Source organism: Microterricola gilva (genome assembly GCF_004217495.1).
Taxonomy (GTDB): Bacteria; Actinomycetota; Actinomycetes; order Actinomycetales; family Microbacteriaceae; genus Microterricola; species Microterricola gilva.
Map to the genome: position 1 here is coordinate 180,931 of NZ_SHLC01000001.1, position 12,938 is coordinate 193,868.

11 protein-coding genes are annotated in these 12,938 nt (G+C 70.8%); 8 read left to right on the top strand and 3 right to left on the bottom strand.

The window, feature by feature from the left end; translation table 11 throughout:
• The first annotated feature begins 146 nt into the window (after nt 1–146).
• From phnC to EV379_RS00800, 7 genes are all read left to right on the top strand, one after another.
• Nucleotides 147–1,007: a phosphonate ABC transporter ATP-binding protein gene (gene phnC / locus EV379_RS00770; RefSeq protein ID WP_242616438.1), complete on the top strand. Its 861-nt coding sequence runs from the start codon at nt 147–149 to the stop codon at nt 1,005–1,007.
• Nucleotides 1,007–2,755, top strand: coding sequence for a phosphonate ABC transporter, permease protein PhnE (gene phnE / locus EV379_RS00775; protein ID WP_130504475.1), 1,749 nt, complete (start codon nt 1,007–1,009; stop codon nt 2,753–2,755). Before phnC ends, phnE begins: the two co-directional genes overlap by 1 nt.
• Entirely contained in the window at nt 2,755–3,984 is a 1,230-nt protein-coding gene (locus EV379_RS00780; RefSeq protein WP_130504476.1) for a TIGR03364 family FAD-dependent oxidoreductase, read from the top strand. Before phnE ends, EV379_RS00780 begins: the two co-directional genes overlap by 1 nt.
• Before the next feature lie 54 nt (nt 3,985–4,038).
• The gene (locus tag EV379_RS00785) at nt 4,039–4,977 is read left to right on the top strand and encodes a phosphonatase-like hydrolase (RefSeq protein WP_130504477.1); all 939 of its coding nucleotides are present in this window, start codon (nt 4,039–4,041) and stop codon (nt 4,975–4,977) included.
• Nucleotides 4,978–4,985: 8 nt separating this feature from the next.
• Nucleotides 4,986–6,377, top strand: coding sequence for a zinc-binding dehydrogenase (locus EV379_RS00790; protein WP_130504478.1), 1,392 nt, complete (start codon nt 4,986–4,988; stop codon nt 6,375–6,377).
• Between the two features lie 81 nt (nt 6,378–6,458).
• Complete coding sequence (locus EV379_RS00795; protein ID WP_242616175.1) at nt 6,459–7,058, top strand: PadR family transcriptional regulator; 600 nt, start codon at nt 6,459–6,461, stop codon at nt 7,056–7,058.
• Between the two features lie 12 nt (nt 7,059–7,070).
• On the top strand, nt 7,071–8,600 hold the full coding sequence (locus tag EV379_RS00800; RefSeq protein WP_130504479.1) for a DHA2 family efflux MFS transporter permease subunit: 1,530 nt from the start codon (nt 7,071–7,073) through the stop codon (nt 8,598–8,600).
• Nucleotides 8,601–8,734: 134 nt separating this feature from the next.
• Here EV379_RS00800 and EV379_RS00805 read toward each other — a convergent pair whose 3' ends face one another.
• Genes EV379_RS00805 through kynA form a run of 3 tightly spaced genes read right to left on the bottom strand, consistent with a single transcriptional unit; the run spans nt 8,735 to nt 12,013 of the window.
• Nucleotides 8,735–10,033, bottom strand: a complete 1,299-nt coding sequence (locus EV379_RS00805; protein WP_130504480.1) for a kynureninase — start codon at nt 10,031–10,033, stop codon at nt 8,735–8,737.
• Nucleotides 10,030–11,145 (bottom strand): amidohydrolase family protein, encoded by a 1,116-nt coding sequence (locus EV379_RS00810; RefSeq protein ID WP_130504481.1) that lies wholly within the window; start codon nt 11,143–11,145, stop codon nt 10,030–10,032. Before EV379_RS00810 ends, EV379_RS00805 begins: the two co-directional genes overlap by 4 nt.
• Before the next feature lie 7 nt (nt 11,146–11,152).
• A complete protein-coding gene (gene kynA / locus EV379_RS00815; protein ID WP_130504482.1) occupies nt 11,153–12,013 on the bottom strand; it encodes a tryptophan 2,3-dioxygenase in 861 nt (286 codons plus the stop codon).
• A gap of 228 nt (nt 12,014–12,241) precedes the next feature.
• Between kynA and EV379_RS00820 the strand changes: the two genes are divergently transcribed.
• The gene (locus tag EV379_RS00820; protein ID WP_130504483.1) at nt 12,242–12,919 is read left to right on the top strand and encodes a TetR/AcrR family transcriptional regulator; all 678 of its coding nucleotides are present in this window, start codon (nt 12,242–12,244) and stop codon (nt 12,917–12,919) included.
• The last annotated feature ends 19 nt before the right edge of the window (nt 12,920–12,938 follow it).

Consider the following 12,938-nt stretch of genomic DNA (forward strand, 5'->3'; position numbering starts at 1 on the left):
CCAGCACACCTCACCAGCACAGAAGGAACCCAGCCATGACCGAGCTCGTGCCCGCGCCGATGACTGCACAGCCCGAATCTGCACAGCCCGAATCCGCACAGCCCGCCGCCGCGACCATCGCCTCCGGCACCGAGACGGTTGTGCGCATGAGCGGCCTCGGCAAGCGCTTCGGCGATCTGGCCGCGCTCAGCGATGTGAACCTCGAGGTCAGGCGCGGCGAGGTCGTCGTGCTGCTCGGGCTGTCCGGCTCCGGCAAGTCGACGCTGCTGCGCCACGTCGACGGCCTCGAGCAGCCGAGCAGCGGCGAGATCAGCGTGCTTGGGCGGGATCTCTCGCAGCTCACCGGGCGGGAGCTGCGCCAGCTGCGCAGCCGCATCGGCTTCGTCTTCCAGCAGTTCGAACTCGTCGGCTCGCTCAGCGTGCTCGAGAACGTGCTCACCGGCGCGCTCGCCGCACTCCGCGGCCCGCGCCTCGGGCTCATCAGCTACCCCCGCGAGCTCAAGCGCGCCGCCCTCGGCCACCTCGACCGCGTCGGCCTGCTCTCCGCCGCGTACCAGCGGGCCGACACCCTCTCCGGCGGTCAGCAGCAGCGCGTCGCCATCGCCAGGGCGCTCATGCAGAATCCCGAGGTGCTGCTCGCCGACGAGCCCGTCGCCTCGCTCGATCCCGAGTCCAGCGAACAGGTCATGAACCTCATCCGCGAGATCGCCGTCGACAACGGGCTCACGGTGCTGTGCAGCCTGCACCAGGTCGACCTCGCCCTCGGCTGGGGCGACCGCATCGTCGGCCTCCGCCACGGCGAGGTCGTGCTCGACACCCCCACCGCCGGCCTCAGCAAGGCCGAGGTGATGGAGATCTACGGACGCGTCGCAACGACGACGAGCGAGTTCCGCGCCATCAGCGAGCTCGAGCTGCAGTTCGCCGCACCGTCGTCGGCGGCTCCGTCCCCGACTGCGCAGGCGGATGCCGGCAGCGAGGCGGCACCCGCCGGCCAGGCGAACGCCTGATGAGCACCGCAACGCTCACCCGACCACCTGGCGTCGTCGCCCCCGATCGGCCGCGCGCCTCGCCGGAGCGCATCGCCGCGATCGTCGCCATCCTGCTGGTGCTCGCCGCCGCCGCGTGGTCGTTCGCCAACGTCGGCATCTCGCTGCCAGACATCATCGCGAGCTGGGGCAACGCCGAGAACTTCCTCGCGCGCGCCCTGCCGCTCGAGTTCCCGCCGCTCGGCGAGCTGCTCTGGTCGACGGCGCTCACGCTCGGCATCGTCATCGTCGGAACGCTGCTGGCCGCGCTGCTCTCGCTGCCGATCGCCTACCTGGCCGCAGGCAACACAACGCCGGGGCGCGGCTGGCGCGTCGCCGGCCGCTCCATCGGCGTCGTGACGCGGGCGATCCCCGACGTCGTGATCGCGATGATCCTCGCCGGCATGTTCACGCTCGGCGCGCTGCCCGGCATCATCGCCATCGGCATCCACTCGATCGGCATGATCTCGAAGCTCTTCGCCGACGCGATCGAGCAGATCGACGAGGGCCCCCGCAGGGCGATCCGCGCGGCGGGCGGCAGCACGGCGCAACAGTTCTTCAGTGGGGTGATGCCCCAGGTCGCGCCGTCGTTCGTCGCCACGATCCTGCACCGCAACGACATCAACCTGCGCGGCTCGGTGATCCTCGGCTACGTCGGCGTCGTCGGCCTCGGCCACGACCTCGCCTTCGCGCTGCAATCGCTCGACTACCCGCTGGCGATGGGCCTGGCCCTCGTGATCTTCCTGCTCTGCGTCGTCATGGAGATCGTCTCCTCCGCCGTGCGCACCTCGCTGCTCGGCATCGCCCCGAGTGGGTGCGGGCTCGGCGACCGCACCGTGCGCGCAGCGGCCAGGGCCGGCCGCGGTGTGCGGGGGCGCTTCGCCGCCCGCACCGAGCAGACGCTGCTCGCGCCCCACGGCGTTGCCGGCTTCGCCGACGTCGACGCGGCCATGCGCCGCCCGTGGACGGCAAGCCGCCGCAAGAACGCCGTGTGGTCGGCGGTCGCCGCCGCGATCGTCGTCGGCGCACTCTGGGTCTGCGACATCCAGTGGGGCGACCTGCTCACCTTCTGGAAGTACGTGCCCGCGATGCTCGCGAAGCTCTGGCCGCCGAGCTTCGGCAACTATTCGGCGGAGCAGATGTTCGGGGCGATGGCCGAGACGATCCAGATCGCGCTCGCCGCCACGCTGCTCAGCCTGCTGCTCTCGCTCGTCGTCGGGTCCCTCGCCGCCCGCAACATCGCCCCGAACCGGGCCACCAGGGTCGGAGCGCGCCTCTCACTCGTCGTCGTGCGCGGCATCCCGGAGCTGATCCTCGCGATCGTGCTCATCGTGATCACCGGATTCGGCCCGCAGGCCGGCGTGATCGCCCTCGGCTTCTGCGGCATCGGCCTGCTCGGCAAGCTCTTCGCCGACAGCTTCGAAGAGGTGTCGCCTGGACCGGAGCGCGCGCTGCGTGCGGCGGGGGCGAGCCGCATGCAGGTCTACGCCGCCGCGACGGTGCCGCCGTCGAGCAAGGCCATCATCGGCCACAGCTTCTACATGCTCGACACCAATCTGCGGGCCGCGACGATCCTCGGCATCGTCGGCGGTGGCGGCATCGGCTTCTACCTCAACAACGCAGGACGCATCTCGGCCTACGACGAGGTCATGGCGATCGTGCTCATGATGACCGCAACGGTGCTCGTCGTCGAGGGGCTCGCCAGCTGGATCAGAAAGGCACTGCACTGATGGTCGCACACCCCGCAGCCCACTCCGCCGTTCGACAGACCGGCACATTCGAAGAGTTCGACGTCGCCATCGTCGGAGCAGGGGTCGTCGGCCTCGGGCATGCGCTCGCCGCCATCGACCGCGGCCTCTCCGTCGTCGTGGTCGACCGGGCCGCCGACATCAGCGGCGCATCGATCCGCAACTTCGGCCACGCCTGCGTGAGCGCGCAGAGCGGGCAGGCCCGCGCCTACGCGGAGCGCAGCCGTGAACTCTGGCTGCGGATCGCCACCGAGACCGGTATCTGGCTCCGCACGAGCGGGGCCTGGCTGGTCGCACGGGCGGATGACGAGGCGGCCGTGCTGGCCGACTTCGCCGCCGCGCAGAACAACGCAGAAGCCGTCGCGCAGGCAGCAGCGCAGGCGGCGCCCGAGGCGCCCACCGCCGTCGAACTGCTGAGCGCGGCGCAGATGCGTGCGGCCGTTCCCGCGCTCGGGGCCGACGTCGTCGGCGGGGCCTGGATGCGTGACGACCTGCAGCTGAACCCGCGCGAGGCCGTTCCTGGCCTCGCCCGCTGGCTGGCCACGCGCGGCGTGCAGTTCCGCTGGCAGAGCGCCGTCCGCTCGGTGAAGTCCGGCGTGCTCTCCACCAGCCGCGGCCACATCGCGGCAGACACGATCATCGTCGCCGTCAACCACGACATCGACCAGCTCTTCGGCGAGGTCGCGCAGGCCGTCGGCATCCGTCGCTGTGGCCTCGACATGATGCGGGTGCGGGTGGAGCTGCCGGCCGCGCAGCCATTCGCCCTGCCCGGCCCGCTGCTCACCGGGTGGTCGATGCTGCGCTACTCCGCCTTTGCCGCGTCGCCGGCGACCGCCGCCCTGCGCGAGCGGCTGGAGCGGCAGCATCCGCACCTCATGGCGCTCGACCTCAACCAGATGTACACGCAGCTGCCAGACGGCAGCCTGATCGTCGGCGACACCCACTACCGCGGGCAGTCGGTGACGCCGTTCCAGCAGGAGGGGGCGTTCGACGCCCTCGCCGCGATCACGAGCGAGCTCTTCGGCGGGGCGCGGCTGCAGGTGCTCGAGCGCTGGCAGGGCGTCTACGCCTCCGGGCCAGACGAGTTCCTCGTCGAGTCGCCGCTGCCCGGCGTGCACATCGTGGCCGCGACAACCGGCATCGGCATGACGTGCGGCCTCGGCCTCGCCGACAGCGTGATCGCCGAACTCTTCGAACCCGCCCGCGCCTAGCGGCGTCGCGACACCGCTCACCGTCCACCGGCACACCAGAAAGACAGGCAGATCATGACCGACACCACCCCCGCCACCGCCGACATCACCGACACCACCGACGTCGAGATCGAACTCGACGACGCGCTCGACTCCTTCTACGACGACGAGGAGCTCGACGAGTTCGAGCTCGAGGAGTTCGAACTCGAGGAGTATGAGGTGGCGATCGAGCTGGTCGTGCTCGACATGGCCGGAACGACCGTCGCCGACGACGGCACCGTCGAGCGTGCATTCGGCCGCGTCGCCGAGCGCCAGAACATCGGCGCGACCCCCGAGGAGCGGGAAGCCGCGCTCGAGTACGTCCGCGTCACGATGGGGCAGTCCAAGATCGAGGTGTTCCGCGCGATCACCGGCGACGAGGAACGCGCCCAGGCCGCGAATGCCGCATTCGAGGCGGCCTACGCCGAGATCGTCGCGGAGGAGGGCGTGACCGAGATCCCCGGCGCCCGCCTCGCAATCGAGCAGCTGCAGGAGGCCGGAATCACGGTCGCGCTGACCACCGGATTCGCCCGGCCCACCGTCAACGCGATCCTCGACGCCCTCGACTGGCAGGAGCTCGCCGACATCGTGCTGACCCCGGCGGATGCCGGCCGCGGCCGCCCGCACCCGGACATGCCCCTCACCGCGCTGCTGCGCACCGAGACGAGCGCGGTCGAGGCGATGATCGTCGTGGGCGACACCGTCTCGGACATGCAGAGCGGGACCCGCGCGGGGGCCGGACTCGTGATCGGCGTGCTGAGCGGTGCCCACGGCGAGGAGCAGCTGCTGGCCGCCGGCGCCGATGACGTGATCAGCTCCGTCGCCGAGCTGCCGGAGCTGCTCGGCCTGTTCGACGACGAGGACGCGGACGACGACGAGGACGACGCTGAGCTCGACGACGCCGATGGCGACGACGAGCCTGACGCTGACGCCGACGCAGGCAGCGCCGTTCCCGCCCCCGACGTTCAGGCGTAGGTCGGTCCATGCCCGGCACAGCGCTCGCATCGCCGCGAACCGACTCGCTCGACCTCGATCTCACACCGGCCGCCCTCGCGATGGTGTGGCCGGGAGTCGGCCGTGCCCACGAGGCCCTCGCCGTCCCCGGCATCCGTCTGGCCCACGGTGACGCCCTGGTGTCGGTGGAGCTGGCGACCGTCTGCGGATCCGATGTGCACACAGCGACCGGGCACCGGCCAGGGCCGGTGCCGTCGGTGCTCGGGCACGAACAGGTGGGCAGGGTGCTCGCGACAGCGGGGCCGGTGCGCGCGGTCGACGGCCGACGCCTCGAACCGGGCATGCGGGTGATCTGGTCGGTCGTCGTGTCGTGCGGGCGTTGCGCGCGGTGCCGCCGCGGTCTCTCGAACAAGTGCAGCTCGGCGACGAAGTACGGGCACGAGGCCGTGCACCACGAGTGGGAGCTGAGCGGTGGCTTCGCCTCGGCCGTGCACCTGAAGCGCGGAACCGGCATCGTGATCGTCGACGACGAGACCCCAGCCGGCGTGCTCGCGCCGGCATCGTGCGCCACCGCAACCGTCGTCGCCGCGATCGAGGCCGCCGAGCAGATCACGCCGCTGTCCGGCCGCACCGTGCTCGTCACGGGTGCAGGCATGCTCGGGCTCACGGCCACGGCAATGGCCACGGATGCCGGGGCGCGCGTGATCGTCAGCGACCCGAGCGCCGAGCGGCGTGCGGCCGCGCTGCGCTTCGGTGCCGCCGCCGTTGCCGATCCGACGCGGCCGAGCGGTTCCGCCGGCAGCCTCAAGCGGGTGCTCGCCGCGCAGACCAGAGGGCGCGGGCTGTGCGATGTCGCGCTGGAGCTCTCCGGGGCCGTGCCGGCCGTGACATCCGCCATCGCCTCCCTCGACACCGGCGGCGTGCTCGTGCTCGTCGGCAGCGTCTCACCGAGTGCGCCGGTGCAGCTCGACCCGGAGCGCGTCGTGCGCCAGCTGCTGACCGTGCGCGGTGTGCACAACTACACGCCGGCTCAGCTGCAGCGGGCGGCGGACTACCTGGCGACGGCGTGGCGGCGGCGCCCGTTCGAGCAGCTGCTCGGCGAGGTCTTCCCGCTCGAGCAGATCGATGCCGCCTTCGACGCGGCGCGCGCGCTCGGCGGCCCGACACCCGCCCCGGCTGCCACCGGATCGCCCCGCGCTGCGGCCGGCAGCCCCTCCGGCTCCGTCGTCGACGCCCCAGCCTCCGATCGGGCGCTAGCGCTGTTCCGCCCGCCCGCGTCCGAGTCCGACGCAGACCGGCCGACCGTCGTGGCGCCCGTCGCCGCCCGCATCGGCCTGGCTCCGAGCGCGATCCCGCACGCCGTGCCGACCCCACACCCCGATCGCGACCGCACCGGCCGCCGCATCCACCCGGCCGACTAGCCGTCCAGATGGACGTTGCTCTTGACGGGGAGCGGTGTCCGAGGTCTAATAGTCCGGTTGGAATAATCGGAACGGAATATTGTGGTCGCGCTCACACCCCTCGGCATCGCGGCGCTCGCGCTGCTCGCCGAGCGACCCATGCACCCCTACGAGATGTACCAACTGCTGATCCAGCGCCGTGAGGATCGGGTGGTCAAGGTGCGGCGCGGCTCGCTCTACCACGCGGTCGACCGGCTGCTCGAGCAGGGCCTCGCGGTCGTCCGCGCCACCGAACGAGCCGGCAACCGGCCGGAGCGCACGAGCTACGAGATCACGGATGCCGGGCGCGAGCGCCTGTCCACCACGATCGCCGAGCTCCTCGCCACGCCCGTCAACGAGTACCCGAGCTTCCCGCTGGCGCTCGGCGAATCACACAACCTCCCGCGGCACGAGGTGACCGAGCTGCTCGGCGCCCGCATCGCGCTCCTGCACGCCGAGCTCGCCGAGATCGAGCAGCTCACGGCCGGCGCGACCGCCAAGGGCGTCCCGCGCCTGTACTGGATCGACGCCGACTACCGAGCGACCCTGCTGCGCGCCGAAATCGCCTGGCTCACCGCGACCGTCGCCGACATCGCGAGCGGCGCACTGCCGTGGCTCGACGCCGTTTCCGGCGCCACCACCTCCACGCACTCCCCGAACTGAAGGACAACGTCCATGGAAATCGTCACCCGGCCCTGGCCGGCCCTCTGGGCACTCGTGCTCGGATTCTTCATGATCCTGGTCGACTCCACGATCGTCTCGGTCGCGAACCCGTCGATCATGACGGGGCTCGACGCCAACATCAACAGCGTGATCTGGGTGACGAGTGCCTACCTGCTCGCCTACGCCGTGCCGCTGCTGATCACCGGTCGCCTCGGCGACCGCTTCGGCCCGAAGCGGCTCTACCTCATCGGTCTGGCTGTGTTCACTGCGGCATCCGCATGGTGCGGCCTCTCCGGCGACATCAACTCGCTGATCATGGCCCGCGTCTTCCAGGGCTTCGGCGCCGCCATGATGACGCCGCAGACGATGGCCGTGATCACCCGCATCTTCCCGCCGGACCGGCGCGGCCAGGCCATGGGCCTGTGGGGTGCCGTCGCCGGTGTTGCGACGCTCGTCGGCCCGATCCTCGGCGGCGTGCTCGTGGATGCCGCAGGCTGGGAGTGGATCTTCTTCGTCAACGTGCCGGTGGGCATCGTCGCATTCGTGCTGGCGTGGAGGCTCGTGCCGACGCTGGCGACGCACAAGCACCGCTTCGACATCCCCGGCGTCATCCTCAGCGCGCTCGGCCTGTTCCTGATCGTGTTCGGCATCCAGGAGGGCGAGAGCTACGACTGGGGCGTGATCTGGGGCCCGATCACCGTGTGGGGCCTCATCATCACCGGCATCGTGATCTTCGCCGCGTTCATCGGCTGGCAGGCGATCAACAAGGGGGAGCCGCTGCTGCCGCTCGGCCTCTTCCGCGACCGCAACTTCGCGCTCTCCAACGTCGCCATCACCACCGTCGGCTTCGCGATCACCGCGATGGCGCTGCCGCTGATGTTCTACACGCAGACGGTGCGCGGCCTGACGCCGACGCAGTCGGCGCTGCTGCTCATCCCGATGGCCGTGATCTCCGGCGGCCTCGCGCCGGTCGTCGGCAAGCTCGTCGACCGGGTGAACCCCAAGTACATCGCCGGCTTCGGCCTGCTCTGCCTGGCGGGCGCGCTCGCCTGGCTCGGCAGCATCCTCTCCGCGGATGTGCCGCTCTGGCAGCTGCTGTTCCCGATCGCGTTGCTCGGCCTCGCCAACGCCGGCATCTGGGCGCCGCTGGCGACCTCCGCCACCCGCAACCTGCCGCCTCGCCTGGCCGGCGCCGGCTCCGGCGTCTACAACACGACGCGCCAGATGGGCGCGGTGCTTGGAAGCGCCGGCATCGCGGCGCTCATGCAGTCACGCCTCGCGGCGGAGCTGCCCGGGTTCACAGAGGGCGGCGGGGCCGGCGAGGGAGCCGGGTCCGGCAACACCGTGCTGCCGGACGCGCTGCAGGCCGGCTTCAGCACCGCGATGGGGCAGTCGCTGCTGCTGCCCGCTGCCGTTGCCGTGCTCGGCGCGCTCGCCGTCGCGTTCTTCGCCGCACCCAAGAAGGTGCACGGCTGGACCGCGCCGCAGGCACCGGATACCGCGGCGGCCGAGACCGGCCCGACGCCGGTCGCCGCCGACTGATCGGCCGCGGCCCGTAGCGAAAACAGGCAGGGCCGGTGCACTTGCGCCGGCCCTGCCTGTATTCGCGTACAGCGGACCGCTGCGGCCTGTATTTGCGACGGCGTACCGGGGCTGGCGCGGCGGTGTCGACAGGCTCAGCCAGCGGCGTCGGCCAGCACCGCCGAGAGGGTGTCGCGGGCGGCGGCCATGCCGCGGTAGACCTCGTCGAAGCTCGTCGAGAGCGGGGCGAGCCCGATCCGCAGCCCGCCAGGGTCGCGGTAGTCGGGGATGACGTCCTGCTCCCAGAGCCGGGCGTTCACCTCGCGCATCGCCGGGTGGTGCACGGTCACGTGCCCGCCGCGCTCCTCCGGGTCGGCGGGTGTCGCGAGCGTCACGCCGAGCGGCGCGAGCCACTCCTCGAACAGCCGGATGGCGAACGCGGTCAGTGCGCGGGACTTCTCCCGGATTGCGCCCATGCCCGCCTCCTCGATCATCTCGAGCGTGTCCTGCATGGCGAGCATGCCGACGATGGCGGCCGTTCCGCTGACGAATCGCTGCATCCCGGGCGCCGGCTCATAGTTGGGGCCCATGGCGAACATGTCGCTCGTTCCCCACCAGCCCTGGATCGGCTGGGCGAGCTCCGCCTGCAGCCCCTCGCGCACATAGGCGAATGCCGGGGAGCCCGGACCGCCGTTCAGATACTTGTAGGTGCAGCCGACGGCCAGGTCGAAGCCCCAGGCGTCGGCCTCGACGGGCACGGCGCCGGCGGAGTGGCAGAGGTCCCAGAGGATCAATGCCCCGGCCTCGTGGGCGATGCGGGTCAGCTCAGGCGCATCGGCGAGGTGGGCAGAACGATAGGCGACGTGCGAGATGACGACGAGCGCCGTCTGCGGCCCGACGACGGACGCCAGCTGCTCCGGCGTGACGCCGGCGCTCGTGTCGACCTCGATCCAGCGCAGGCTGAGGCCGCGCTCCTTCGCGATGCCATCGAGGATGTAGCGGTCGGTCGGGAAGTTGTCGGTGTCGACGACGATCTCGACGCGTGCGGGGTCGCGGGCGATCTGGGCATCGACGGCGGCGCGCGCCAGCTTGTAGAGCAGCACCGTCGTCGAGTCGCCGATCACCGTCTGGCCCGCGGCCGCACCAATCACCGACGCGCCGATGCGGTCGCCGATCACGTAGGGCAGCCGCAACCAGGTCTCGTCCCAGCCGCGGATCAGCCGACCGGCCCACTCCTCGCGGAGGAAGTTCTCGACCCGCTCGATCGCCGACAGCGGTGGGCGCCCGAGTGAGTTGCCGTCGAAGTAGACGAGCTCGCTCTCAGCGCCGGCAAAGCGCTCGCGGAAATAGGCGAGCGGGTCTGCCGCATCGAGCCGCCGCGCCTCGGTCAGCAGCGGCTCTGCGTGGCCGACGGATGCCGCGGCATCCGAGATCGTGGTGCGGTCATCGCTCATGGCAGCGTCTCCTCGAGGTAGTCAAGCGTTGTTCCGCGGGCTCCGGCGAGCCAGCGGGCGGTCTGTACGGCGATGTCGGTTGTGTCCGTCTCCTCGCCGGCGGCGAAGGCGATCTCGCTCGGCGGATCGCCGGGGACCCAGGCGACGCGCGGTCCGATACGCAGATTCGACCCGTCCCCGGCGATCGCCGTGACGAGCCCGTTCGCGCTCAGCCCGGCCTCGGCGAGGGCGAGGAGCTCGCGTTCGTTCACGCCGACCGGCAGCGGGCCGTTGCCGAGGTCGGTTCCGTAGAGCACGCGGCCGCCGCGCTGGACGAAGCGGCGCACGTTGTCGATCGCGATGGCGCGGGCCGGCGTGTTCTCGCCCCAGCCGTGGATGTCGATCGTCGAGATCCACTGCATGCCCATGAGCGTCATCTCATCGAGCAGCCCATCGCTCAGGGCCTCGCTGAACGGGGCATGGGCGAGGAGGTCGGCGCCGACGTCGACGGCCAGTTGGGCGCTGCCGATGCCCTCGGCGTGGGCGATGAGCGGAATCTTCTTGCGCCTGGCCCGCTCGTAGACGCCGATCTGCGCGTGCAGCTCAGGCAGCGGGCCTGCGTCGCTGTTCAGCATCAGCTTGATCGCCCTGGCGCCGAGCTCCACCTGGGCGTCGACGGCCGCCTGCGCCTCCTCAAAGGTGTTCAGTTCGATGATCGAGCCGGGTGGGGCCCAGCCGCTCTGGCCGGGGTAGCCGCCCGGCGAGGTGAGGAAGGCGCCGACGAAGTAGGTTTCCGGTAGCTCGGAGCCCATCTGCGCCGAGTCGATCGACCAGAGCGCGATCTCCTCGGGAATCCAGCCGAGGTCGAGCGCGTGGGTGATGCCGCCGGGCAGCAGCGCCTCGCGATCGATCAGCCCCATGTGCACGTGCCGGTCGAACAGCACAGGAAAGAGGGTGCCTGGGATCTCCAGTTCCGCCGGGCGGGCGCGTGCCGCTCGCTGCGTGGCGGTGTCGGCGAGCGACGGCTCCGGATCCGGGTGCAGGTGGCCGGCGTGGTAGGTGAAGACCGTCGGCCCCCGCCACTCTCCAGCCCACCAGTTGCGCACGCTGATCCGCGTGCCCTCGGTGATCATGGCATTCTCATGGCGTGCGGCCGATTTCGGTGCGCACCGCGTACAGCTCGGGGAAGAAGGTGAGCTCGAGGGCCTTCTGCAGGAAGGCCGCGCCGGTCGAACCGCCGGTCCCCGTCTTCATGCCGATGGTGCGCTGCACCGTCTTCAGGTGCCGGAAGCGCCAGAGCTGGAAGTTCTCCTCCAGGTCGACGAACTCCTCACAGGCCTCGTAGGCAGACCAGTTCTCGCTCGCGTTCTCGTAGATGTGCCGGAACACGGGCACCAGCTCCGGGTCGAGCACCCACGCCTCGGTCACGTCGCGCTCCAGCACCGACTGCGGAACCGCGTAGCCTGCCCGGTGCAGGTAGCGCAGGAACTCGTCGTAGATGCTCGGGGCCTCGAGCAGTTCGCCGAGAAGGGCGGATGCCGCGGCATCCGACTCGAAGACACTCAGCATGCGGCGGTTCTTGTTGCCGAGCACGAACTCGACGGCACGGTACTGCCAGGACTGGAAACCGCTGGAGTTGCCGAGGAAGCCACGGAACTCGGCGTACTCGGTGGGGGTGAGCGTGGCGAGAACCGACCACTGCTCCGTCAGCGTGCGCTGGATGTGTTTGACCCTGGCGATGCGCTTGAGCGCGGGCGGGAGCTGGTCGGCGCGCAGCAGATCGCGCGCGCTTGCCAGCTCGTGCAGCACGAGCTTGAGCCAGAGCTCGGTCGTCTGGTGCTGCACGATGAAGAGCAGTTCGTCGTGGTGCTCCGGCACGCTCACCGGCAGCTGGGCCGAGAGCAGCGTGTCGAGCTGCAGGTAGCCGCCGTAGCTCATCCGGTCAGTGAAATCCGTCACAATGTCCGGGTCGAACTCGCGGGTGTTCTTCTCGACCGACACTGGTGCTCCTTGCTTGATGCCATGCGCAACTCCATGGTTGCTCCAAGCATCATCGCTGCCAGCGGGGGCCGAGCGCAACGCGGCTCGGCGCGTCCAGGAGGCATTCAGCGATCGGGTCCTGCCCGCACGCGTGTGGCGCACCGCCGGCCGCGGGGAGTCGCGCCCAGCACCCGCATCAAGCGGAGGTATACCTCGGTATAATTCACGCGCGAGGCGTACAATGGATGCATGAGTTCAACGGGCGATTCGGCTGTCAACGGCGGCTCCGGCGCCGAGCCGATCAGGCGTCGAAAGGACGCCCAACGCAACTACGATCGGCTGCTCAGCGAGGCGCGCACGGTCGTGGCCGAACGGGGCAGTGACGCGTCGCTGGAGGAGATCGCACGGCGCGCCGAGGTGGGCATCGCCACGCTCTACCGGCACTTCCCGAACCGCACCGAGCTGATCAGGGCGCTCTACGAGCAGTCCCTGGCCGGGCTCATGGCCTCCTCGTCGGACATCTTCGCCGCGCCGAGCGCGTGGGAGGGTGTCGCGCGTTACGTCGAACGGGTCGCGGAATGGCTGATCGATGACCCGGGCCTGCCGTCGATCATCGTCTACATGGGCACGGCGGATGCCGGCTACCGGCCGGGTGCGGCCATCGAGGCGCCGCTCGCCGCCCTCATCGCGCGCGCCCAGGCCGACGGCGAACTCCGCCCGGATGTCAACGGGGTCGACGTGTCGATCCTCGTCACGATGCTCGGCGTGCTCTCCAGCTACAACCGTCCAGGAAAGCCGGCCACGATCGACTGGCGCCGCCAGCTCGGGATCGTGCTCGACGGGCTGCGCGCCGAGAATGTGCGGACCGAACTGCCGGGAACGCCGCTCGACGCCGACGGATTCCACCACGCGGTGCACAAGAACTGAGGCGCCGGCGCGGCATCCG

Bases quoted from the DNA above. Each gene is read 5' to 3' on its own strand.
- EV379_RS00780 (WP_130504476.1), top strand. From the start codon at position 2,755: ATGGTCGCACACCCCGCAGCCCACTCCGCCGTTCGACAGACCGGCACA.
- EV379_RS00790 (WP_130504478.1), top strand. From the start codon at position 4,986: ATGCCCGGCACAGCGCTCGCATCGCCGCGAACCGACTCGCTCGACCTC.
- EV379_RS00805 (WP_130504480.1), bottom strand. From the start codon at position 10,033: ATGAGCGATGACCGCACCACGATCTCGGATGCCGCGGCATCCGTCGGC.
- phnE (WP_130504475.1), top strand. From the start codon at position 1,007: ATGAGCACCGCAACGCTCACCCGACCACCTGGCGTCGTCGCCCCCGAT.
- phnC (WP_242616438.1), top strand. From the start codon at position 147: ATGAGCGGCCTCGGCAAGCGCTTCGGCGATCTGGCCGCGCTCAGCGAT.
- EV379_RS00785 (WP_130504477.1), top strand. From the start codon at position 4,039: ATGACCGACACCACCCCCGCCACCGCCGACATCACCGACACCACCGAC.
- EV379_RS00800 (WP_130504479.1), top strand. From the start codon at position 7,071: ATGGAAATCGTCACCCGGCCCTGGCCGGCCCTCTGGGCACTCGTGCTC.
- EV379_RS00810 (WP_130504481.1), bottom strand. From the start codon at position 11,145: ATGATCACCGAGGGCACGCGGATCAGCGTGCGCAACTGGTGGGCTGGA.
- EV379_RS00820 (WP_130504483.1), top strand. From the start codon at position 12,242: ATGAGTTCAACGGGCGATTCGGCTGTCAACGGCGGCTCCGGCGCCGAG.